Genomic DNA, 24155 nt, shown 5'->3' with positions numbered 1-24155 from the left:
GGAACATGCGCGCCCATCGCTCGAGCGATGGGCAAGAAAAAAACTTGAAACTTAGTTGCTCAGATGAACCCGGGGATTGTTTCTGATGGGTTACAACCACATCCTACTAAATACAGTTTGCAATTGCCTTAATGTGTATCCAACGCGGAAAAATCACCGGGTTTAACAGCGACAATATCGCAGGATACGTGCTCTAACAGTTTTTCTGCCGTACTGCCTAGCAGGCCCGAACGATACGTTGTTCCGACTACGATTAAAGCCGCATTAAACTCTTGCGCGGCTTTTTCCAGCTCCTCTTCGGGAAACCCCTCTAACTGATTTACTTGCTTATCTTCTAGCTGGTGACATTCTTGTAAAGTACTCAATTGCGTTTTGTGTTGTTCACGAATTTTTTTTAACAAAGCATGATGATCGTCGGGGTTATCGATCACAACAAATTGTCCCATAACACCAGTGGATGCAGAGCTGTTCATCACAACTTCCCAACCGGTTGGATCAAACACATGACAAACGTTTAACGGTAGTTCAAGGCTGTCTGCGAGCTCTTTTGCTTGCTGTATAATAATATCATCTAAATGACTTTCTTGACTTAACTGGTGCGCCGGATCAACGGCGGCCATAACGCATTTTGCATCATCCCAGCTTTTTCCTTTCGAAAGTAACAATGGTATTTCACTCGACTTGAGCAGCTGGTAGTCACTGGGAGTGAACAGTAATTGTTGAATCAGGCTGTGAGGTTTTGCATCTTTTAAGATCAAATCGACTTGTAGGTTTTCCGCTGCTTTTAGAATACCCTCATAGTAGGGCTTATGCCATTCGACTTGAGTGGTATAAGTGATATTTTTATGGGGAAATTGTTCGGCAAGCTTTTGGAGTCTTTCTCTATGTTCATTTTTAATATGGTCAATGGCTTTACTTAGGCTTTCGGGATGCAACAATAAGTTTGACGTCATCGAGCCATGATAATCACAAATAAAGAGCGTTACCTCTAAGGTATTTTTGTTGGCAAGCTGCCTTAATTTATTGGGCAGTGACGTGTCTCGCTCAGTAGGATCGATGTCAACTAAAACGCGCAAGTTTGCCATTGAATTCTCCTTAAATAACCCGAGTGGGTTTACTCGGTTTCAAAGTTTTCGGGTTTTAAAGCCAATATTTCACATTTCAACTGAGATAAAACACGTTCTGCTGTGTTTCCCATGAATGCGGCATTCAACCCTTTTCGACCTACGGTGCCAATAACCACCAATTGCGCATTTATTTTTTCTGCTGTTTCAGGAATCTTTTCTTCTGCGAGGCCTTCAACCACATGAGTATGCTGCTCTCCAAACGGATGTTGAGCAATTAACTCCTGCATTTTCTCAACGTGAAATTGCGTTACTTTACGTCGTAGGGCTTCTAAGTCGATGTTTGCAAAATCGATAGGGGCCTGTAACGAAGGGCTTACATGCGAATTAACAACATGCGCTTCGCAGTGCAAAAGGTCCGATAACAGTCGTGTGTATTCTAATACCGTATGGTTGAGTTTTTGATGGTACGGGCAGTCGGTCGTTGGGCAGACCGCTGCTAAAACAGCGGAGTTTTCATTCCACTCAGTGTCGCGCACCAGTAACAGAGGTGAGACGCAGTAACGCAGCAGATGCCAGTCGGTTGGCATAACAAAAGGATTGCTCGACTGCGCATCGTCACCAATTTCTTTTATGGTTAAGTCGATTGAGTGTTCTTGGCAGTACTCCTCCGCTGCTTGGGCAATTTTTTTGTGCCACACCACTTGTAGGGTGTAATTGATGTTTGGGCTCTGATGCTTGTCTTGTAATTCGGCCAGGTAACTTTCGCGTTCACTCAGGTATTGTTCTCGTAACATTTTTCTTTCATCGGGTGCAAGAATTGCGGTTAACTCCAGTGCGGGTTCGTATACACTGCTGAACAAAGTGATGTTAATGTTACCTTGGCGCGCAAACACTTTGGCGCGTTCTAAAGCCGGTTGCAGTGGTTTGTTTTCACTGATCACGACCAGAATAGTGTGTGGACTTTTCATAAGACATTCTCTCTCAACAACGTAGGGTTGTGCTGTTCAATTAAATATAGTTCACTCTGACCGGGTGGTCGCTTGAATCGATTTCTACAAACTTTTACAAGATAGCGCGCACACGAATACTAAGGTCCGATATAATTCTGCCTGAATATTTCGAAGCACGGCCTTCGTTTAGCACTATTTCTAAATAAATCAATAAGTTGGGGTATTTATGAGACTAAAACTTTTGGCTGCGTCAGTGGCGCTGACTGTGTTAACGGGTTGTGGTCAGCAAACCGAAGACACTCAGTCACACCAAGCTGCAACTTCTGGCAAGCCACCTAAGCCTGAAGCGGCAAGTCAGCAACCGTTGGTGAAATCGGGTGTGACTCTGGAAAACTTTGACAAGTCGGTTCGTCCACAAGATGATTTTTATCGATTTGTTAATGGTCGTTGGTTAGCAAAAACTGAAATTCCCGCTGATCGGTCAAATTACGGCACTTTTAGTGCCTTAGCAGACAAGGCTCAAGAAGACTTACGAGCGATTATTGAAGAATCAGCATCGGCTAAAAACCTAGAAAAAGGGTCTAACGAGCAGAAAGTCGGTGATTTATATAACAATGTGCTTGATATCGACACTTTGAACAAACGTGGTATAGATCCCTTAAAACCTTATTTGCAAGAAATCGACGCCATTAAGAATAAAAAGCAATTGGTGGAATATTTCGCTATGGTTCCTAAGCGAGGGGCCGATGCACCATTCGGGTTATACGTTAATAATGATGCTAAGGAACCCACTCAATATATCCTTTATTTAACGCAGTCTGGACTTGGATTACCCAACCGTGACTATTATTTCGGTGAAGACGAAAGCTCGGAAAATATTCGTAATGAATATATGAAGCATATTGCGACGATGTTCTCGTTGGCGGAGTTACCCAACGGAGAGCTAGCTGCGAAAGACATAATGGCATTGGAAACCGCGATTGCTAGCGGCCATTGGGACAAAGAAGCCAATCGAGACAGTGTAAAAACCTACAATAAACATGACATTACCAAGCTGGATGAGCTGGCAAAAGCAATTGACTGGTCAGCCTATTTCGCGGCTCTGGGGATAACCAATCAAACGCATTTAATTGTACGCCAACCGACCTATTTGAACGCTTTGAATCAAGTGATTGTTGATACTTCACTCCAAGCCTGGAAAACGTATTTAACTTGGCATTTGCTAACCGGTAATGCGAGCTTGATGAGTCAGGCACTCGATGAAGAGAACTTTGCTTTCTACGGAAAAACATTACAAGGCACCCCGGAACAATTACCTCGATGGAAGCGAGGCGTAGATGCAGTCGATAGTCTACTTGGTGAGGTGGTAGGCAAAGTGTACGTGGCCAAACACTTTAAGCCAGAAGCTAAGGCACGCATGTTGGAGTTGGTTGAAAATCTGCGTGAAGCGTATCGCCAGGGCATTCTTGGATTGGAGTGGATGGGCGAAGAAACTAAACAACAAGCATTGGATAAGCTCAGCAAGTTCCGACCGAAAATCGGTTACCCGGATAAATGGCGCGATTACTCGGCACTGACTATTGAGCCCGGAAAATTGCTGGAAAATTTCATGGCCGCTCGAGAGTTTAACTTCAATGTGGAACGTGACAAGCTTGGTAAGCCCATTGACCGCGATGAGTGGTTTATGACACCACAAACGGTGAATGCCTATTACAACCCGGTGATGAATGAAATTGTATTTCCTGCGGCTATTTTGCAACCGCCCTTTTTTGATATGGAAGCGGATGATGCGGTGAATTATGGCGGTATTGGAGCGGTGATAGGCCATGAGATGGGGCACGGATTTGACGATCAAGGTGCGTCTTACGACGGAGACGGTGTTTTACGTGATTGGTGGACAGCGCAAGACAAAGCTGAATTTAAAAAGCGAACCTCTGCTTTGGCTAAACAATACGATGAGTTTGAACCGTTACCAGGTGTTCACGTGAATGGCACCTTCACCTTAGGTGAAAATATTGGAGACTTGGGCGGTATGACCATTGCCTATAAAGCGTATCAATTGTCAAAGAAGGGTAAAGAAGCACCGGTGCTTGATGGCTTTACCGGCGATCAACGATTCTTTATCGGCTGGGCGCAGGTTTGGGCTCGCAAATATCGAGACGCTGAGTTAAAACGCAGAATAAACGTGGATCCTCATTCACCCAGTGAATATCGAGCAAACGGAGTATTGCGTAATATGCCAGAGTTTGTTTCGGCTTTCGATGTGAAAGAAGGCGACGCACTTTTCTTACCTGCAGAGCAGCGCGTGAAAATCTGGTAGTAACTCTGCTACGAGTTGCGGGTTGCTCGTTTCGAGTTAAAGCTGTTAAGTTCCTATTGACTGTGAGAAGTGAAAGTTTATCATTTCTCGCAACTCGCAACTCGCAACTCGCAACTCGCAACTCGCAACTCGCAACTCGCAACTCGCAACTCGCAACTCGCAACTCGCAACTCGCAACTCGCAACTCGCAACTCGCAACTCGCAACTCGAATTATTCGTCATCTAAAATTTGAATTGCGAATTTCACAAAATCGCCTGAAGTTAAAACGCCGACCACTTTAAACTCATCCAATACCGCAAGACAGCCATGACGGTTGGCTTTAAAAAAGCGGGCGGCTTCTAGCAGTGGAGTATCGGTTTCCACCGTGACAACGTCGGTATCCATAACCTTTTCGATAGAAAGTGATTTTTCCGCATTATCCAGGTGCTCCAGTCCTTGGGTATTGATTATTGAGATGGCATTAGACAGTACAACTTTTTGTGTCAGTATGCCGGCAAAGTTGCCGCTATCCGCATAAATAATAGGGATATGGCGAATGCCGTATTTTTTCATGGTGGTTCTGCCTTTATGCAAACTGTTGTTATCTTTCAGGCAGATTGGGTCGGGCGTCATAAAGTCGGCGACTAGGTACATGAGATCTCCGTATTCGTAATAGCTCCTTTATTTATAGTTTTTAGACCGCTTTAATACAAACTAAAAGGCGATGCATGAGTCTTTTCGCCCGCTGAGGAGCGGGCGGAAAAAGCGGTTATTGATAGCCAATAAGTACAGCAATAACAAGCGCCAATGAGCCAGCGACAAATAACTTTAAAATTAAAGGCCCAATAAAGCGAAACCATTTATTGTAAGGAATGCCGCACATACCAAGAATTCCCATGAGTACGGCATTGGTAGGTACAACCATATTCATAAAACCATCACCCATTTGATAAGCGAGAACCGCGACTTGTCTTGAAACGCCGACAATATCGGAGATTGGCGCCATGATGGGCATGGTGACGTAAGCTTGTCCTGATCCGGATGGAATAAAAAAGTTGAGAATGCTTTGAATGACTAACATGCCGATTGCAGAGAGCTCGGCGCCAACGTGAGTCAGTGGAATGGCAAGTCCATTCACAACGGTATGTAGCACTTGAGCATCGCTTAATATCAGCTCAATACTTCGAGCAAAGCCAATTAAAAGAGCCGTTCCCGTTAATTCGGAAGCTCCAACGGTAAAGGTTTTTGCGGCATCATCAAATTTTTGGCCACTGATGAGTGTGGTTAAAATGGCTAACACAAAAAAGATGGCCCCGAGCTCAACAAAATACCAGTGGTACTTGGCAATACCGACCACCATCAACACTAAAGCGGTTAATGTTACCCAAAGTATTGTTTTTCTTTTTCCATTTAGAACGGGGTATTCGCTGGGTTGTGGAGGCTGAGCTTCAGGAACATCGTACACTAGACTTTCTTTAGGGTCGTTTTGTACTTTTGACGCGTACTTCCATAAGTGGTGAAAGCCTATCATTAGAAAGGGAATAAATAATGCGAGCCTAAATTCCCAACCAGACGTCGGAGTGACTTCAGCAACACCTTGTGCGACCAATACCGTAAAGGGATTTAATATGGCTGTACCATAGCCAATGCCATAGCCAATGACCATTGAGCCTACGGCAGAAACGGTGTCCATTTTTAAAGCGACACAAAGCGAGATTAATATTAAAACGAGCGGAATATATTCTTCCGCCATTCCAATTGAGGTTGAGCCAATCATAAACGCAAACATACTCATAAAGAGCAGGAGGGCGGGGCGATGAGCAAATCGGTTGAGAACTTTTCCTAGAATGGCATCTATCGCACCGGTTGAGCGCAAAACGGCAAGCGAGCCACCGATTAAAAATAAGAAAAAGATAATGCCTTGTGCTTCACCCAAGGCTCGAGGTATTACGGTAAATAGATTCCAAACCGGTAAGTGTTTTTGCTCTTCTAACTCTTGGTAGGTACCTGGCACAACCACTTCGTGTCCGTTGGCGCTTTTGGCCATTTCAAAACTACCGGAAGGTAAAATCCAGGTCAGGATATAAGCAAACACCATCATTGAAAAAAGAAGTACGAGCGTATGAGGAACTTTAAAAGATTTCATTTTTATTAGTCTTAATGATCGTTAAGTGGGATTATTTTATCTCATTTTAATAACAAAAAACCCGGCAAAATTGCCGGGTTTTTTAATTCACCATCAATTATTTAACACCATGCATCAGCTTATTGATGAAAGGCGCAACGAAGAAAAAGATGACTGCAATGATCAGTCCTCCCCAGAATAGTTGGTTGAAAACGGTAAAGTAACCTTCGATAGAACCCGCGGCTTCACCATGACCACCGCCACCAGCTGCGATCGCTGCAATACGGCCAGCAACGTAGTTCGCAGTCGCAATGGATAAGAACCAACCTCCCATTGCCAGTCCGGTTTCTTTTGGTAATGCCAATTTAGTGACCATAGAAAGACCAATTGGGGATAGGCAAAGCTCTCCCATAGTATGGATCAGGTAACACAGTGCTAACATTTCCCAAGGGACACGGCCGTTTTCACCTTGCATAAATTGTATGGCAAAAACGAGGGCGTAAAAGCCAACACCCACACCCAACAAGCCAAAAGCAAATTTACGAGGAATGGATGGGTTCATATTCCACTTTTCAAGTTTTGGCCAGAGCATAGCGAAAATAGGCGCTAACAAAATGATGAAAATTGGGTTCGCAGATTGGAAGACTGTAAAGTCAATGCCGCCAGGCATATTCACGTAGTCGCGTGCGAAAAAGTTTAAAGATGAGCCCGCTTGCTCAAAGAGTGCCCAGAAGAACATATTGGCTAAAAACAAAATCAACATGGCAATATAGCGATGCAGTTGTTCTTTTTTTCCGCTTTTAATACCACTGTAAACAAAGTACCCAGCCAAACCGAGCATCATAATACTTAAAATAAACCCTAAAACTTCGCTGCGGCTTAATAAAATGTAGACCGGTGCAATCAGTACTGCAGCACCAAATAATACTTGCATAAGCGACTTTTTAGCATTTCGATCTTTGGGTTTTTTACCAACTTCGCCTAACCAATGTTTAAGCAGTTGGAAGACCATAATTCCGAAAATCATGCCTATTCCAGCGGTGAAGAAACCCCATTTGTAACCGTACAAAGCACCGATCCAAGTACCACAGACGATTGGAGCGATAAAGGCACCTGCATTAATACCCATGTAAAAAATCGTAAACCCAGAATCACGACGTGCATCACCAGGAGCGTACAGTTTTCCAACCATGGTTGAAATGTTTGGTTTAAACAGGCCATTACCGACGACCATGACAGCTAGGCCAAGTAAGAATATCGTTAAGTCGGGTGTCAAAAGCATAAATAGGCCGGCTGCCATCATCGCGCCGCCTAACATTATTGAGCGTTGATAGCCGAGGATTTTATCGGCGACGTATCCACCTAAAATACCCGTCATATAAACCATCGATGTGTATCCGCCGTACGTTAAGCTGGCTTGAGCTTCGGCGTCTTTCCCCATGTGTTCGAAAAATGCCATTGCGACATAGGGGGCAAGTATGGCTCTCATGCCATAGTAACTAAACCTTTCCCAAAACTCGGATGAAAAAAGCATCCACAGCCCTTTGGGGTGTCCCATAAACTCATCGGATGGAACACCTTCTGCCAGTCCTCTTTTCACAGCTGCACCTCCCGCGTCTGGAATTACGTCATCGTCTCTTTGCGAAGTCGTCATGTATGATTTTCTCCCGAAAAATAGTCTTGTATTTGTGCGCTGCAATAGCAGCGTCTGCCCCTAAACGAACCTTTATAACCCGATCTCCGGGGGCAAACAAGATTGACTCAGTTGGCATTTTATGTATTTGCCCGAGATACGTGAAAATTTAACAAAACTCGCAGCAAATCGGAGCTGTTAAGCTATTTTTCGGAAAGAGGAGATTGTTTCATAGCACCTCGAATGGCATTTTCCAGCTCAACACTGTTCGGGTCGGACGTACGTAAATGCGCATGCCATTGATTGTTATGAGTTAAAACGGCTAGGGTGGGTGTTCCGGGAACAAAATAATCGTTCATTAAGTGATCGCCATCCAGCCCAACGGTGAAGGTGTATCCGTATCTTCTCATATAAGCTTCCGGATCACCGTCTTCCATGATCGTAATGGCGATCACCTTAAGCCCTTGCTCAGCGTATTTTTTATGCAATCGTTCAATACCCGGCAACAGCTTTTTACAATAAGGGCACCAAGTCGCCCAAAAGACAATTAATACCGCTTGGTCTTTATAATCAGCAAGCTGAAACTGCTCGCCTTCCAAGGTTTCTATGGAAAAGGGTTTCGCAAAAGGAAGCGCTTTCGACTTTTGCTCTTCTCCGAGCAGCGGGAAACTGATAAATACAATAAGCGTGGCAAATAGAACCGATTTTAATGAAGTCATAGGCCAATTTGATGAGTTAAACTGGGTTGAGTATAAATTCATTTGTTCAAGTTCAAAAATAATCTTATGCCAGATTTGTTTCAAAACTTGTATAGCACACCGTCATTGTTGACATTGGAAGACGAACAACTCCAGTGTGTACCGGATTGGTTAGGCGTCAACACGGCAGATGAATACTTTCAAACGCTTTTAACGGAACTCGATTGGCAAACTGAAAAAATTAAGATGTATGGTAAACAAGTAGCGGTGCCTCGAATGGTTTCTTGGTATGGTGATTCTGATGCCGCTTATCGATATTCGGGTGTACTGCATCAACCTTTACCCTGGCATCCATTGCTTGTTGAAATTCGAAACCAGTTGAGTCGCGATTTTCAGTTTACGTTGAACAGTGTATTGGGAAACCTTTATCGTGATGGAAACGATGCGATGGGCTGGCACAGTGATGATGAACCGGAATTGGGCGAGCATCCTATCATCGCTTCTATTTCGTTAGGGGCTGAACGAAACTTTGATTATCGATTAAAAAGTGATCATAAATCCCGCAAACGAATTAAGTTAATGCATGGCAGTTTGTTGATCATGCGAGGTGTGTTTCAGCGTTGCTGGCAACATCAGGTGCCGAGGCAGCGTAAAATTAGCGAACCGAGGATCAATTTAACCTATCGTTTGGTAAAGTCGGGAACGGTTTGATTATACTCAATCGCTTCGGGTATATCTTGTAGTTATTGCCGTTTGCATTTAGAGTTTCAAAAATTTCAACATTCAGGAATGTCATCATGAGCTTTTTAGCGTGTCGCGTATTCAGTGAAGGTAATCATGTTCAACACAAACTATTAGAAATGGAGATAGATGAATTAACCGCCGGTGATGTCGTGATTAAAGTGCATTATTCCAGTATCAATTATAAAGATGCATTGGCAGCAACCGGGCGCGGAAGAATTCTCAAACAGTTTCCGCTCAATGCGGGCATTGACTTAGCCGGTGAAGTGGTTAGCAGCAATTCAACAGAATTCGTTCCTGGACAAAGGGTTTTGGTCAATGGTTGTGGGATCGGTGAACAGTTTGATGGTGGACTGGCACAATTTGCACGAGTTAAAAAAGAGTTTGTTATCCCAATGCCAGAAGGGTTGGATGCGCGACTCGCCATGGCATTGGGTACGGCTGGTTTTACCGCGGCTTTAGCTTTACATCGTATGTTGGAAAATAATCAATCGCCTGATAAAGGACCAATAGTAGTAACCGGTGCCTCAGGTGGCGTGGGTAGTATTGCTGTGAATATTCTTTCATCACAAGGTTTTGATGTGATCGCCTTATCGGGTCGCGAAACTTACTATAACTTTCTACAAAGTTTAGGAGCGCAACAGGTGATGAATGTTGAAGAACTTAACCTTGGATCAAAAGCCTTGGAACAAGGGCGATTCGGAGGTGTAGTCGATAACGTTGGAGGCGATTTATTGGCGCAATTGATTGCGCACGTTAATTTGTGGGGGAACGTGGCGAGTATTGGTTTGGCCAGCAGTCATCAACTGAAAACTACGGTGTTTCCATTTATTTTGCGTGGTGTAAGCGTATTAGGTGTGAGCTCCACGAACTGCGCGATGCCGTTACGCAAAGACATTTGGAAAAAGCTCGGTGCGGAATGGAAACCATCGGTGTTGGAGAATATCATTACCGATGAAGTGGCATTAAAAGATGTTTCCAATGTGTTCGATGAAATACTGGATCGAAAACGTTACGGCCGAGTGGTTGTTAATTGTCAGTGAAAGGTTGAAGCACTAAGCGCTAAATGATAAGTACTAAGCACTAAGTAATAAGAAAATGAGAAATAAAGTTGATATGGCAGAGTTGTGAACAACATTCATTTTAGAACTTAGAACTTAGAACTTAGAACTTAGAACTTAGAACTTAGAACTTAGAACTTAGAACTTAGAACTTAGAACTTAGAACTGTTCTCAACACAAAATAATGTACTCTGTGGTGCCGTCATGGGTTGAGCGATCAAGTAACCTTGTACTTGCTCGCAACCTGCTTGCATTAAAAAATTAAGTTGTGCTTTGTTTTCCACACCTTCTGCGATAACACTTAATTTCAAGTTTTTCGCCAATGAAATGATGGCGTGGGTAATGGCTTCGTCATCCTTATCGAGCGGCAAGTCTTTTACAAAACACTTATCGATTTTTAGCGAATCGATAGGTAACTTCTTCAAGTAGCTTAATGACGAATAACCCGTTCCAAAATCATCCACTGCAATACGTACTCCCATCTGTTTCAATTGTGAGAGTGTGGTAATGGCGGAATCTGGATCTTCAAGCAACATGGTTTCTGTGATTTCCAGTTCTAGTAAGTGCGGTGGAAGCTGATATTCGGCCAGAACATTGGCTATGGTTTTGTATAAATTGCGTTGTTGAAATTGACGCGTAGAAATATTAACGGAAACGGGAATTTGATGGTTGTGTAACATCCAGGTTCGCGCTTGTTTACAGGCTTCTTTTAATACCCATAATCCAATTTCGTTAACTTGGCCCGTTTCTTCAGCAATGGCAATAAATTCGTCAGGCTCAATATCACCGAGGCTGGTGTTGTGCCATCGTAATAATGCTTCCATTCCCGTTAATTTTTGGTCGTGAACATTTAATTTAGGTTGATACACCAATTCCAGTTCATTACGCTGTAAAGCGCGACGTAACTGATTACCCACAGTTAATTTGCGCAGTGTTTGTGATTGAATATCACGGTTGTAAAATTGATAGTTGCGACGACCACGCGATTTTGCAAAATGCAAAGCACTTTCGGCATTACGTAACAAGGTTATCGAATCTTGTCCGTCGAGTGGAAATCGACTGATGCCGATACTCGGACTGATGGTAATTTCATGTTGCTCTACTAAAATAGGTTGAGTAAAAGCTTGCAAGATGTTGTTGGCCAGTTTGACTAAAGCCTTTTTTTCGATTATGCCTGGCAGCAGTAAAGTAAACTCATCACCGGCCAATCGAGCCACGGTTCCGTTACCGGTAGGCAGTTGTTGCTTTAACATAAGTGCGACTCGTTGCAGTAGCTGATCACCAATGCCATGACCTAACGAGTCGTTGATGTGCTTGAAGTGATCAACGTCTACACAAATCAAACCAAAATCTTTTTGTGGCTTCGACTGTATCGCATCGCTCAATCGTTTGTGAAATAGTGCTCGATTGGGTAATCCGGTCAGCGTGTCGTAATTGGCGAGGTAAATCAGTTTGTCTTCTGAACGTTTTTTTTCTGTGATATCGGAAAAAATAACCACATAGTATTCTCGTTCTTTTTTAAATTGCTCAATGCGCTTTACTTCCATGCGCGTTAATCTTTCTTGACCATTGGCGCATTTTTGCCAAAGTTCCCCTTGCCAGTAGTGGTTATTATGCAGTTGACTTAGCAATTGTTGGTAAAATGTACGATCATGGCGATCGGAAAAAAAGCGTTGTATCGGTTGTTCTAATACGTCTGCTTCAGACTTACCCATTAAGCGGATGAATGCGTGATTCACCAGTCGAATGCGTAAGTCCTGATCGGTCAATACGACCACTTCATTCATACTCTGGATCACTTCGGCAGCTAAGCGAAGTTCTTCTTCTGCTCTTTTACGTGCTGTAATATCGGTTTGTGTGCCCGCTGCCCGCAATGCTTGACCTTTTGCATCACGCGAAACCACTTTGCCCTTATCTAAAATCCAGCGCCAACTGCCGTCTTTGGATAAAACCCGATACTCGGCCTCAAAGTGAGAGCTTGAGCCTGCTAGGTGCTGCTCGACTTCTTTAGAGACGCGTTGAGTATCATCGGGGTGCATTAACTGCAATAGTTGGGCAGTCGTACTTTCAAACTCTTCAGCCGAGTAACCAAGCATTTCTGGCATACCTTGCCGGTTAACGGTACCGTCGACAATATTCCAGTCCCAAAGGCCGTCACCACTTCCCCAAAGTGCCCAATGCAGTTGCTCTTGCGATTGTTTCAGTTGCTGTAACGAGCGTCTGTGCAATCGGTGGCGATAATAGCTGTAAGCGATCACGGCACTGCCAATCGTTATCACAATGATGAGAAAAAGACGTGAGTTATTGTTTTGAACTAAAGAGGGTGTGTCCTGTAAAGCCAATGTTGCCGGTGAAAAAAATACGACTCCCCAATATAAAATGTAATCCCGAAATCTTAAGTGGTTTACCCTATCCTTGGTGCTTGTTGTTTCAGTGGTCATTGTTGTTCTCTTATTACATTTGCGTTCTTGAGTGTGATTATCTTTCATTTATCACCAGTGCTGATATATGAAAGATAATCACACTCTAGTATACCTAAACCCATCTGCAGTTTTTAACCGTGACAAGTCTTTTACCTTACCGGTAATATTACCTGTTATACAACGTTTTAATTTTGTTGTGGATCGGTGTGCTTCTGAAAGACAAACCTTAGAGCCTGTTTATCTTTTAATCATCACCACTGTTGTGTCTAAAATTTCGTCGATCTTGAGGTGCGGCATCTTGACGTGAGGAGTGCCGTTTGGTTGTTCCAAATAATCGACGAACAAAGCTTCCGTGTTCTGCTCATACCCCTTACTTGCATGCAGGCAACAATGAGTGGCGAAACTTTAGCCTCTTGCAGTGATGACACATGAAAGGTAAGCAGCCCCTAATCGGCTTCTGTTATACTCCTTTCCTTTAAATGTCGCTAATCAGCGAGTGAAAATTGTTCAACATGGTAAGGCAATTCAATGACCGAAACGGCGTTAAACCTGTCTCAACTCAGAAAAGTTTATAAAAATGGCTTTGAGGCGCTGAAAGGCATCGATCTCAAAGTTGAACGGGGTGATTTTTTTGCGTTACTCGGCCCTAACGGCGCGGGTAAGTCAACAACTATAGGCATTATCAGTTCTCTGGTTACCAAAACGGCGGGAACAGTGGAAGTGTTTGGCTTTGATCTCGACACTCAGTTGCATCAGGCCAAAAAGTGCCTGGGGCTCGTTCCTCAGGAGTTCAATTTTTCGCAGTTTGAAACCCCGTTGCAAATTGTGGTGAATCAAGCGGGATTTTACGGCATCAAGCGCTCGTTAGCATTGCCCCGTGCCGAGGTCGTTTTGAAGCAACTTGGCTTGTGGGATAAACGGGATCAACCGGCTCGCAATTTATCGGGTGGAATGAAGCGGCGCTTAATGATAGCGCGAGCTTTAATGCACGAGCCGAAACTTTTAATTCTTGATGAACCAACGGCGGGTGTCGATATTGAATTGCGTCGTTCGATGTGGGAGTTTTTAACCGAGCTTAATGCACAAGGTACAACCATTGTGTTAACCACTCATTATCTGGAAGAGGCAGAAAGCCTTTGTCGCAATATTGCGATCATTGATCACGGCGAAATTATTGAAAATACCAGTAAGAAAGCATTGCTTGCGAAGCTCGATATGGAAACCTTCGTATTGGATATTGAACAATGGCAGGGTGATCTACCCGAGGTAGCCGGAAAAGCTTTGCGACAGATTGACGATCACACCATTGAAGTGGATGTTTTGCGAACCGATAGCATTAACGATCTTTTTATACAATTAAATCAAATGGGCATTAAAGTGCTGAGTATGCGTAACAAGGCCAATCGACTCGAAGAACTATTTGTTCGCATTGTAGAAAACAAACAGGCAGGCCAAAATCATGCGTGAAAATTTAATTGCCTTACAAAGCATCTTAACCAAAGAGGTTACCCGTTATTTCCGTATCTGGATTCAGACATTGTTACCACCGGCTATCACCATGAGCCTCTACTTTGTGATTTTCGGTAACTTAATTGGTTCGCGCATTGGTGAAATGGGGGGCGTCAGTTACATGGCTTACATTACGCCGGGTATTATCATGATGTCGGTAATCACCAACTCCTACTCGAATGTCGTTTCTTCTTTTTTTAGCGCCAAGTTTCAACGTCATATTGAGGAGCTTTTGGTTGCGCCGGTACCGAATATTTATATCTTGCTGGGTTATATTGGTGGGGGAGTCAGTCGTGGTATTTTAACCGGTTTGATTGTCACTGGCATCAGTTTGTTTTTTGTCGATTTGCAAATTCACAATGTAGGGGTTGTGTTGGTAGTCATCGTACTGACTTCTACTCTGTTTGCGTTGGGCGGTTTGATTAATGCCGTTTTTGCCAAAAAGTTCGATGACATCTCTATTGTGCCGACGTTCATTTTAACGCCTTTAACTTACCTGGGTGGTGTTTTCTATACCATCAGTTTACTTCCGGAATTTTGGCAAAACGTATCGATGGCCAACCCGATTTTGTACATGGTAAATGCTTTTCGTTATGGATTTTTAGGCCACTCCGATATCTCGTTAGGCGTTGCATTTACACTGATCAGCGCGTTTATTGTTGCCCTGTTCTCATTTGCATTATATCTGCTGAATACGGGAAAAGGTTTAAAAAGTTAATTGAAGCCCAAAATAAATATTCTGAAATTTAGTTACTTTGCAACAGGTGATGGATTCTTTACTTCATGCTATTTTTGTAGAAGAGCCACAACGACTGTTGAAACCCAAGACTAGAAACAGGATTTCGATATGCCAATACAACAAAGGGCGGTATTCCCACTAAAAACCGTTCTTTTTCCAGGTGCTACCATGCAGCTGGTAGTGTTTGAGCCACGTTACCTGGATATGGTGAGTTTTTGTTTACGTCACCAACTGCCTTTTATTGTTAATCGAGTTTTGACCGGCGAAGAAGTGACAGCAAACGTCGATTTTGACCGCGTCGGCTGCTTCGCCCATATCATCGATTTTGATCAACGAGATGATGGTATGTTGTTGATCAAAATCCGTGGTGGCAGTCGGGTTTGCGTGTTAGAGCATTATAAGGACCCTCAAAAGCTTAATTTAAGCAACGAATTTAGAATATTGCCTGAAGTGGAAGATATATTGTTGCCACCGGAAGTGACACCGCTTCGAGAGCTGCTCATTAAATTGGCCAAATTGCCAGAGGTCGATATCAATCTTGAACCCGTAAACCTGTCCAGTGCCGAATATGTGGTGCACCAACTGGCGCAAATTCTGCCCCTTGATCTCGAGTTTAAACAGTATTTATTGGAAGAAAACGACAGCTTTGAAAAATGCCTTGAGTTGTACGAACAGTTGCTTTCGGACTCGATGTACGACTGATAACCAAATGGAATTTTTACCTGAAGGAAATATTTGGTATTAATAGCACTAATGAATTGTCATTCCTGCCAAATTTCTGCATCTGCTTCGCTTGAGTCCTGCAAGCGATTTGTTTATAGCTTTTATTATTTTTACGCCTGAACCTGGGCGATTATTTATTTTCTTCTGCCGCCCTGGAGTTTTCTATGAAACCAATGCTGAACAATATCAATGTATTACGAGAGGAAGTATTAACCCCTCCACATCTATTAAAAGAGCAAACGTCGCTTTCAACTCGAGGACGAGAAAACGTGCTTCGTTATCGTCAGCAGATTGGTGATATTCTTGAGGGAAAAGACAAACGCTTGATGGTGATCGCGGGTCCCTGTTCCATTCATGATGTAAAAGCCGCACGAGAATACGCGGAAAAGCTGAAAGTGTTGCATGACCGTTACAGTGACAGACTGTTTATTATTATGCGGGTTTATTTTGAAAAACCGCGCACGACAGTGGGTTGGAAAGGATTTATTAACGATCCGCACCTGAATGATACGTTTGACGTTGAAAAAGGATTGCGTGAAGCGCGAAATCTGCTGACCTGGATTGCCGATTTAGGGTTACCTGCTGGAACAGAAGTGTTGGATCCCATTACGCCACAATACATGGCCGAATTGTTCAGTTGGGCTGCGATAGGTGCGCGGACAACCGAGTCACAAACCCATCGTGAAATGGCTTCCGGCTTGTCGATGCCGGTGGGTTTTAAAAACGGTACCGATGGTAATCTTGATGTCGCCATTAATGCCATGCGATCGGCCTCCAGCCCCCATCATTTTATTGGTATTAATCAACAGGGGGAGGTGTCGTTAATTGCGACGCGCGGTAATCCACACAGCCACATTATTTTACGTGGTGGTAAACATCCTAATTACGATTCGGTGCACATGGCCATGCTCGAGCAACGGTTGAACAAAGAGCGAATTACTCCGCGATTCGTTGTTGATTGCAGTCATGGTAATTCGCAAAAAGACTATCGGCTACAGCCACTGGTGTTTCGCAATGTGATCAATCAAATTAAGCAGGGTAATCGCTCAATATTAGGCTTGATGCTGGAAAGTCATTTGAACGAAGGAAATCAGAAACTGACAGCGGACATCCATCAATTGCAATACGGTGTTTCGGTAACGGATGCTTGTATTAACTGGCAATCTACGGAAGAATTGCTGGACGAAAGTTATCGGCAGCTAGAAGGTATACTTGATCAGCGATAATCTGACTCTGGGTCAAACATGAGCAAACAATCGATCGAACAATTGAGACAGGCCATTGATGATTGCGACAATAAGCTGGTTGGTCTGTTGTTAAAGCGCCAGCATTGTGTGGAACAATTGGTGGCTTACAAAAAGCAGTCGGGTGATGCTCTGTTTGTTCCAGAACGTGAGCAAGCGATTTTTCAACGTATTCGACAAAAAGCTGATAAAGCAGGACTCAGTCCGGATCTGGTACAAGATATTTTGCAGCGCATCATGCGTGACTCGTATATACGGCAAGCGCAAATGGAATATCCCTGCGCCAGTGAATCGGCCAAAACGATTTGTGTGGTGGGTGGCGAAGGCCGACTGGGTCAATTTTTTGTCGAGCACTTTCGCCGCAGTGGCCATCAGGTACGGATACTCGAGCGATCGCATTGGCCACAGTCAGACACCTTATTAAATGATGTTGATCTGGTGTTGATTGCTGTGCCCATTCACCATACGGACGCGGTTATTAAGCAGCTTTCCAATTTGTCACCAAAAACCATTCTTGCTGATATCACCTCGATAAAATCTCAACCTTTAACAACCATGTTAAAAGTACACTCCGGGCCAGTGATTGGTTTGCACCCGATGTTTGGCCCTGGCCTTAAACACTTGGCCCGACAACTGATGTTGTATTGTGATGGGCGCCGGGTCGGTGACTGCCAATGGTTGTTGCGACAATTTGAGCTTTGGGGCTGTGTTGTACAAAAGGTAAACGCCGAAGAGCACGATCAAGTCATGTCCATTGTGCAGGCGTTGCGACATTTCGTTACTTTTGTCGCAGGCTGGCAGTTAATGGCCAGTAACACGGATTTAGAGCAGTTGATGACCATGAGTTCACCCATTTACCGCATGGAGCTCGCGCTAATCGGCCGCTTATTCGCACAAGAGCCTGAGCTTTATGTGGATATCTTACTGAATGCCAAGCAAGGCGCTGACGTATTACGGCAGTTTGGTGATATCTATCAACAAGCCTTTGAATGGATGCAGCAGGGAGAACGCAATCGGCTGATTGAACAGTTTCGAAAAGTGGCCGATTATTTTGGTCATTGGAAGGAAGATTTTTTTCAACAAAGTGATACACTGTTACACGCTTCTCGAGAACGATTGTAATGGTGTATGAGACTGATTCTTATCATTTTACTGTGGTTACCGTGCCAAACGGTGGCTTCAAATCACAGCTTTGCCAAGTACAAGGCGCACACGCGTTTTGATTCGCATTTTCGCAAATACACCAAGCATTATTTTGGTCCAGCGTTTGACTGGCAGCACTTTAAAGCACAGGCCATCGCCGAGTCGAACTTGAACCCAGAAGCGCGTTCTTATGTCGGTGCTCAGGGAATTATGCAAATTATGCCTCGCACCTTTGAAGAAATTCAGCGCAAAAACAAGTGGCAAAAAGCGAGCTTGAAAGAACCGCGTTGGAATATCGCTGCTGCGCTTTGGTACAACAAAAAACTGTTCGATTTCTGGAAAAAAGATCGCAGTTTTATTGAGCGAATGCGCTTTATGTTTGCCTCGTATAATGCGGGCAAGTCGAATGTTTTAAAAGCGCAGCGGGTTGCTATTGATAATGGCTTGAACCCTCGTCAATGGGATTCGATCACTCAAGTACTTAATGAGGTTACCGGAAAACACAGCCGCGAAACCATTCATTACGTTTCAAAAATAGAAAAAATTAAAAAGCAAATTGCACAGTGACTTCCGTTTTTTTGCGTCTTTAAAGACGCGAAAATGAACTACTAATGACAATGCAAAATGAGGAATGTTTATGGAATGGTCCATTCTGATAATGAATTTTAGTTATGCCATAGTTGGCACTATCATTACCTTGTTGGCCATGCTACTGGGTTACAAAATATTCGACAAGGTAACACCGTTTGACACCCATGCCGAGCTCACCAAAGGCAATATGGCGGTCGGTATTGTTGTAGCGGCTATCTTTATTGCTGTCGGAGTGGCCGTTGGTATGGTGGTGGGCATGGGACTCAATTAATAACTAATAGCCTGCATTTTGTTATCAATTAATGGTTGTCCATTTCTTATAGCGCTAAACTTTAATCATTTATCATAGAGAATTAAATGTCCAAATACGCACTGAAACCTGAACAATTATCAACATGGCTCACACCAGAAGAGTTGCCGTTTAAGCTGATGAGTGATTTGGAATCTTCGGTTGAGTTTTTAGGGCAGGAACGCGCCAAGCGCTCATTGGCATTTGGCCTGGAAACTAAGCGGCGCGGTTACAACTTGTTTGTCATGGGTAACAGTGGTACTGGTCGAATCTCCATGGTTATGCGGCATCTTCAGGCACGAGCACAAGTTCAAAAATCGCAGCCCGACTGGATTTACGTTAATAACTTTGACGAAAGTCGCGAACCTTGGGCTGTTCAATTGCCAACCGGTTACGGCAAAAAAATTCTAACCGATTGCCAGGCGATGGTCGGTCGGTTGTTAGTTACTATTCCTGCTGCGTTTGAAAATCCAAGTTATCAACGTAAAAAGACGGCAATCGATAAGCGCTTCAATCAAAAGTTTGAATCTGCCATTGAGTCGCTGGAAAAGGATGCTAATCAGAATGGCTTTGCTTTGTATCAGGACGCTTCCAATATTTCCTTTTCTCCTGTTATTGATGGTAAACCCGTTGATGATATTACCTTTGCTGGTTTGCCTCAGGACAAGCGCGATGAAATCAATCAGATGATTGATGAGCTCGAAGACAAATTAAATGAAGCGCTGCTGGAAATGCCACAATGGAAGCGAGAATCGTACGACGCATTACAGGTGCTTAATTCCGATACCATTGAGTCGGCAAGCAACCCTATTGTGGTCGAACTAGAAGATAAGTATCGTGGCTTAACGGGTATTCAAATTTATTTTAAAGAGTTGAAAAAGCACTTGGTGAAAATTATTTTGGAGAACTTTAATTTAATTGAATCGCCGGAACTGAAAAACGATACTTATTTACGCGAACTCTTGCAGCAAACTTTTGTACCCAATTTACTGGTCACCAATAACCCGGCACTTGGCGCACCGGTTGTTTACGAAGCGCACCCTACCTTTTCCAATTTGTTCGGTCGTGTGGAATACTGGAATGAAGGGGGGGCGATAACAACCAGTTTTCAACACATACGAAGTGGTGCATTACATAGAGCTAATGGTGGTTACCTGGTTCTCGAAGCCGAAAAAATATTTGAAGATCCTTATATTTGGGGGCAGTTAAAACAAGCTTTGCAAACGCAAGAATTGAAACTGGAGCCGCCGATGATGGAAGGGCAAACGGCGGTAACCATCGGCTTGAGTCCGCACGGCGTTCCGCTCGATTTGAAAATTGTTTTAGTCGGTAGTCGCGAATTCTATTATCTTTTGCAAGATCACGACGCCGAATTCAGCGAGTTATTTCGTATTCTGGTGGATTTTGACGAGCATCTGGATAATAACGAGGCAAACCTCGTGCATTTGGCTCAATTGGTTAAAACACACAGCGAGGCAGAAGGTTTTGCAGAACTGTCGCAAAAAGGTTTTATCGAGTTGGTTAAGTTCAGTTCGCGATTATGCGGTCACAAGCATAAACTTTCGACACGCTTTGGTGAAGTGTTTGAGTTACTTGGTGAAGCCGATGTGATCCGGTTACAAAATGGTGACGAAAAAATCCACAGTCGGCATATTATCGATGCGCTCGATGAACGAGAGTTTCGACATTCGCGCATCAGTTACGAGACTCAACAAGAGTTTCTCGAAGGGCAAATCATCATTAATACTTCAGGAGAAGTGATTGGCAGTATCAATGGATTAACCGTTTGGGAAATTGGATCGACAGATTTTGGTACACCGGCACGTATCACAGCTACAGTTTTCCCTGGTAATAAAGGCATTGTCGATATTGAGCGAGAGAGCGAGCTTGGATTATCGATCCATTCCAAGGGCGTATTGATTTTATCGGGCTTTCTAGCCAATCGTTATGCACGAGATTTTACGCTGACTCTTTCTGCGAATATTGTTATGGAACAATCTTATGGTTTGATTGATGGTGACAGTGCAACACTCGCTGAATTGTGCGCGTTAATTTCTGCCATAACGTATAAACCGATTAAGCAATCGTTGGCGGTTACCGGATCAATGAATCAGTTTGGTGAGGTGCAAGCCATTGGTGGTGTGAATGAAAAAATTGAAGGATTCTTCAGTTTGTGTAAAGCACGAGGTCTGACAGGAGAGCAGGGCGTTATTATTCCACAAGCTAATTTGCCTCATTTAATGTTAAAGCGAGAAGTGGTTGAAGCCGTAGAAAGTGGACAATTTCATGTGTACGCGGTGAATAACTTTGAACAAGCACTGGAGTTGCTATGTTTACCCGCAGGAGAAACGTTAGAGTCGCTACACCAACAAATTTCCAGTAAATTAAAAGAACTGCACGATATTTGCGAAGATATCGAAGAGGATGATGAATCCGAACAGGAAGAAGAAGCTAAAAAGCTGGAGCATGCGAAACAAGTCGAACAAGATAAGCATAAGGAGAAACGTTGATGGATTCGATCGTAGTAGGTGGCGGCTGTTTTTGGTGTCTAGAAGCTGTTTTCCAAAGAGTAAAAGGGGTTATATCGGTACGTTCTGGTTACAGTGGTGGCCAAAAAGACAACCCGGATTATCGAAGCGTGTGCTATGGAACAACGGGACATGCAGAAGTTGTCAAAATCGATTACAACTCAGAAGTCATCGGCCTGCATGAGTTATTGGATATCTTTTTTACCATCCACGATCCAACGACATTAAATCGGCAAGGTAACGATGTGGGGACTCAATATCGCTCGGTTGTTTTTTATGATAACGACGCTGAGAAAGAACTCATTGAGAAAATAATGGTTGAAAAGCAGTCGGAGTTTTCATCGCCAATCGTTACACAAGTTCTTGCTCGTGAGAAGTTTTGGCCTGCCGAAGCGTATCACCAAAACTATTTTAACCAAAATCAACAGCAACCCTATTGTCAGGTCGTGGTGGCGAGTAAAGTCGAAAAACTGTATCAATATTTTTCGGATAAAGTAGAAGCGCAAGCAAAGAGCGAACAAAAATGAGTGACGCTTAATGGATAAAGTGCTGTGGTCAATCGTTGTTATTATTTTGCTTGTCATATTTTGGCCTGCTGATGATGTAAGCTACGGACCAGGCGTTAAAGCGCCACTGCAACCAGTTCAACAAATCTTACCGAATGCGCCTTCCTTTACCTATAACGGCTATCAAATTACACCTTTGGCAACGTTTTATATTCAAGCTAAAGTTCTCGGTAAAGAGCGTTACAGTTTTGGCCGTGAAGCAGATTTATCTCCCGTTGATTTTGCATTTGGCTGGGGAAAAATGTCGGATGAATCCGTGTTGGCCCACTTTGATATTTCACAACGTAACCGATGGTATTACTGGCGAACGGATGAGTTCGTTATTCCTCGCAATGAGGTGGAAACCAGCAGCGCCAATATGCATTTGATACCGGCCAATGAGCAGGTTGCGCGCAATATTAACGCCGTTCGAGAAGGTGAGGTGATCACCTTATCTGGAAAGCTCGTAAAAGTCAGTCACAGTGATGGTTGGCGTTGGCAAAGTTCACTTTCAAGAACCGATACAGGGGATGGTGCTTGTGAGTTAATTTGGGTTGAGTCGATTCGAGTACAATAAATGTAAGTTAATTACTTTAATGCTTGATGTTTAGAATCAGATTTATGTTTCGGTACGATTCTGCGCGACAAAAACTTGCGAAAAACTCGGGTTGTTGAGTGTAAAGCAGGCCAAGGATCTCGCCAACAGAAAATGGGCTGATTAGCACCAATCCAGCTGAAAATCATGCTTAAAAACCCGATCGGTTTTTCCTTCGATTCACGGTATCCACTTAAATCGAAGTAAGGGTAAGCGCATCGTTTGCCTATCGGATATTGGGTGACTTCTTCTACCGGTTGTTCGAGTGCATCTTGATACGCCATCCAAGGTGTATTGATTCCGCAACTGGTGGCAAAACCCACATACCACCAAACTCGAGCATTCACTTCAATCAACTTAAAGTCATTGGTTTCCGGATCGTGTTTAAACTCTGCACTGAACACACCGCGATAGTCAATGGATTTTAACAATGCCGTTAAATCTTCCACCGCGTTTTTGGTTTGCTCTGGTTTTACGGTATACATAAAACAACTGTTACCAAAATCTGTTGGATAAATTCTGACTCTGCGTCGTGCTAACAGGGCCTTAATGTTTCCAAGGCGGTCACAAAAACCATCAATAAAATAGTGATTAGACGCCGGGCCAGAAATGTATTTTTGTAAAACCATTTGGTAACCGGCTTGTGAAAATTTTTGAAACTTCTCAATTGCATCTTGCTTGGAGCTGACCCGAAATCCTTTAGCGCCGAATTCATCCAGAAAATATTCAGAAGTTGTCGGCTTTAAAAAGGCATTGGTGAAATCGGGCTCGGTTAGACGATTCAGTGACTGCTCATCGTGAAGTATCCAGGTTTGAGGCGCATGGATGTTCAGTTTTTGAACTTGGGCTGCGAAGTCGGCTTTGTTCACCAGTGTATTCAGTGCGGCAGGTTCGCAGGAGGAAAGAAGAAAGCGATGTTTGTATTTGTCGGGTAAATTAAATATTTGTGTAATGAAGTTATCGGAACAGGGAATGAGTACCATTTTTTTGTAAGGTAATTCGGCCAATGCATCAAAATTTATCTCATTTCTATTTTTACCGAGAAACCGAATGGGTTGATACCACCTTGAATGAGCGGCGCAATCGGAATGATGACAATCCATTAGCACGGTGACACGGTGCTGCTTCAGTGATCGTAAGGTGCCGAGTGCGGTTACACCTTCGCCAATTACGATCGCTGGAATCTCAGTCGTTTCCGATTCCTGCATAAGGCTATCAAATATTCGAGAAAAATATGGAAGAGGGTTCTGT

At 43.5% G+C, this 24155-nt stretch carries 21 protein-coding genes; 13 read left to right on the top strand and 8 right to left on the bottom strand.

The genetic code is table 11. The features are described 5' to 3' along the window. Positions 1–128 precede the first annotated feature (128 nt). Together ACTUJY_RS19070 and uspE are read right to left on the bottom strand one after the other, a co-directional pair. The gene (locus ACTUJY_RS19070; RefSeq protein ID WP_463617729.1) at positions 129–1085 is read right to left on the bottom strand and encodes a universal stress protein; all 957 of its coding nucleotides are present in this window, start codon (positions 1083–1085) and stop codon (positions 129–131) included. A gap of 29 nt (positions 1086–1114) precedes the next feature. Next, positions 1115–2035, bottom strand: a complete 921-nt coding sequence (gene uspE, locus ACTUJY_RS19065) for a universal stress protein UspE (RefSeq protein ID WP_463617728.1) — start codon at positions 2033–2035, stop codon at positions 1115–1117. Positions 2036–2243: 208 nt separating this feature from the next. On the opposite strand from uspE, the gene ACTUJY_RS19060 reads away from it, so the two are divergent. Then, positions 2244–4337 (top strand): M13 family metallopeptidase, encoded by a 2094-nt coding sequence (locus ACTUJY_RS19060; protein ID WP_463617727.1) that lies wholly within the window; start codon positions 2244–2246, stop codon positions 4335–4337. 211 nt (positions 4338–4548) lie between these two features. Here ACTUJY_RS19060 and ACTUJY_RS19055 read toward each other — a convergent pair whose 3' ends face one another. The 4 genes from ACTUJY_RS19055 to ACTUJY_RS19040 form a co-directional block, all read right to left on the bottom strand. Then, a complete protein-coding gene (locus ACTUJY_RS19055) occupies positions 4549–4971 on the bottom strand; it encodes a CBS domain-containing protein (protein WP_463617726.1) in 423 nt (140 codons plus the stop codon). Between the two features lie 115 nt (positions 4972–5086). Further along, positions 5087–6463 carry a YfcC family protein gene (locus tag ACTUJY_RS19050; RefSeq protein ID WP_463617725.1) on the bottom strand — a complete coding sequence of 459 codons (1377 nt, stop codon included), beginning with the start codon at positions 6461–6463 and terminating at the stop codon, positions 5087–5089. A gap of 97 nt (positions 6464–6560) precedes the next feature. After that, positions 6561–8096 carry a peptide MFS transporter gene (locus ACTUJY_RS19045; protein ID WP_463617724.1) on the bottom strand — a complete coding sequence of 512 codons (1536 nt, stop codon included), beginning with the start codon at positions 8094–8096 and terminating at the stop codon, positions 6561–6563. A gap of 182 nt (positions 8097–8278) precedes the next feature. After that, positions 8279–8794: a TlpA disulfide reductase family protein gene (locus tag ACTUJY_RS19040; protein ID WP_463617723.1), complete on the bottom strand. Its 516-nt coding sequence runs from the start codon at positions 8792–8794 to the stop codon at positions 8279–8281. A gap of 66 nt (positions 8795–8860) precedes the next feature. On the opposite strand from ACTUJY_RS19040, the gene ACTUJY_RS19035 reads away from it, so the two are divergent. Both ACTUJY_RS19035 and ACTUJY_RS19030 read left to right on the top strand, forming a co-directional pair. Next, positions 8861–9484, top strand: a complete 624-nt coding sequence (locus ACTUJY_RS19035) for an alpha-ketoglutarate-dependent dioxygenase AlkB family protein (protein WP_463617722.1) — start codon at positions 8861–8863, stop codon at positions 9482–9484. Between the two features lie 86 nt (positions 9485–9570). Further along, positions 9571–10557, top strand: coding sequence for a YhdH/YhfP family quinone oxidoreductase (locus ACTUJY_RS19030; protein ID WP_463617721.1), 987 nt, complete (start codon positions 9571–9573; stop codon positions 10555–10557). Positions 10558–10727: 170 nt separating this feature from the next. On the opposite strand, the gene ACTUJY_RS19025 is transcribed toward ACTUJY_RS19030, so the two are convergent. After that, positions 10728–13016, bottom strand: coding sequence for a putative bifunctional diguanylate cyclase/phosphodiesterase (locus ACTUJY_RS19025; protein WP_463617720.1), 2289 nt, complete (start codon positions 13014–13016; stop codon positions 10728–10730). A gap of 510 nt (positions 13017–13526) precedes the next feature. Between ACTUJY_RS19025 and ACTUJY_RS19020 the strand changes: the two genes are divergently transcribed. The 10 genes from ACTUJY_RS19020 to ACTUJY_RS18975 all read left to right on the top strand — a co-directional run bounded on the left by ACTUJY_RS19020 (position 13527) and on the right by ACTUJY_RS18975 (position 22886). Then, positions 13527–14465, top strand: a complete 939-nt coding sequence (locus ACTUJY_RS19020) for an ABC transporter ATP-binding protein (RefSeq protein WP_463617719.1) — start codon at positions 13527–13529, stop codon at positions 14463–14465. After that, positions 14458–15225, top strand: a complete 768-nt coding sequence (locus ACTUJY_RS19015; RefSeq protein ID WP_463617718.1) for an ABC transporter permease — start codon at positions 14458–14460, stop codon at positions 15223–15225. Before ACTUJY_RS19020 ends, ACTUJY_RS19015 begins: the two co-directional genes overlap by 8 nt. Before the next feature lie 129 nt (positions 15226–15354). After that, on the top strand, positions 15355–15948 hold the full coding sequence (locus tag ACTUJY_RS19010) for an LON peptidase substrate-binding domain-containing protein (RefSeq protein ID WP_463617717.1): 594 nt from the start codon (positions 15355–15357) through the stop codon (positions 15946–15948). A gap of 185 nt (positions 15949–16133) precedes the next feature. Then, positions 16134–17195, top strand: a complete 1062-nt coding sequence (locus ACTUJY_RS19005; protein WP_463617716.1) for a 3-deoxy-7-phosphoheptulonate synthase — start codon at positions 16134–16136, stop codon at positions 17193–17195. 18 nt (positions 17196–17213) lie between these two features. Then, complete coding sequence (gene tyrA / locus ACTUJY_RS19000; RefSeq protein WP_463617715.1) at positions 17214–18335, top strand: bifunctional chorismate mutase/prephenate dehydrogenase; 1122 nt, start codon at positions 17214–17216, stop codon at positions 18333–18335. A gap of 6 nt (positions 18336–18341) precedes the next feature. Continuing rightward, the gene (locus ACTUJY_RS18995) at positions 18342–18923 is read left to right on the top strand and encodes a transglycosylase SLT domain-containing protein (protein WP_463617714.1); all 582 of its coding nucleotides are present in this window, start codon (positions 18342–18344) and stop codon (positions 18921–18923) included. A 70-nt stretch (positions 18924–18993) separates the two neighbouring features. Next, positions 18994–19218, top strand: a complete 225-nt coding sequence (locus ACTUJY_RS18990; RefSeq protein WP_463617713.1) for a DUF350 domain-containing protein — start codon at positions 18994–18996, stop codon at positions 19216–19218. Positions 19219–19304: 86 nt separating this feature from the next. After that, positions 19305–21746 (top strand): Lon protease family protein, encoded by a 2442-nt coding sequence (locus ACTUJY_RS18985; protein ID WP_463617712.1) that lies wholly within the window; start codon positions 19305–19307, stop codon positions 21744–21746. Beyond that, on the top strand, positions 21746–22291 hold the full coding sequence (gene msrA / locus ACTUJY_RS18980; RefSeq protein ID WP_463617711.1) for a peptide-methionine (S)-S-oxide reductase MsrA: 546 nt from the start codon (positions 21746–21748) through the stop codon (positions 22289–22291). Before ACTUJY_RS18985 ends, msrA begins: the two co-directional genes overlap by 1 nt. 10 nt (positions 22292–22301) lie before the next feature. Beyond that, on the top strand, positions 22302–22886 hold the full coding sequence (locus ACTUJY_RS18975; RefSeq protein WP_463617710.1) for a hypothetical protein: 585 nt from the start codon (positions 22302–22304) through the stop codon (positions 22884–22886). A gap of 11 nt (positions 22887–22897) precedes the next feature. Here the strand turns inward: ACTUJY_RS18975 and ACTUJY_RS18970 are convergent, their stop codons facing one another. Next, entirely contained in the window at positions 22898–24112 is a 1215-nt protein-coding gene (locus ACTUJY_RS18970; RefSeq protein ID WP_463617709.1) for a carboxylate--amine ligase, read from the bottom strand. Between the last annotated feature and the right edge of the window lie 43 nt (positions 24113–24155).

This window comes from Pleionea sp. WD8-19, from assembly GCF_055326765.1.
The sequence above is the reverse complement of the archived record's forward strand: the minus strand, read 5'-3'. Positions and strand labels throughout refer to the sequence as shown.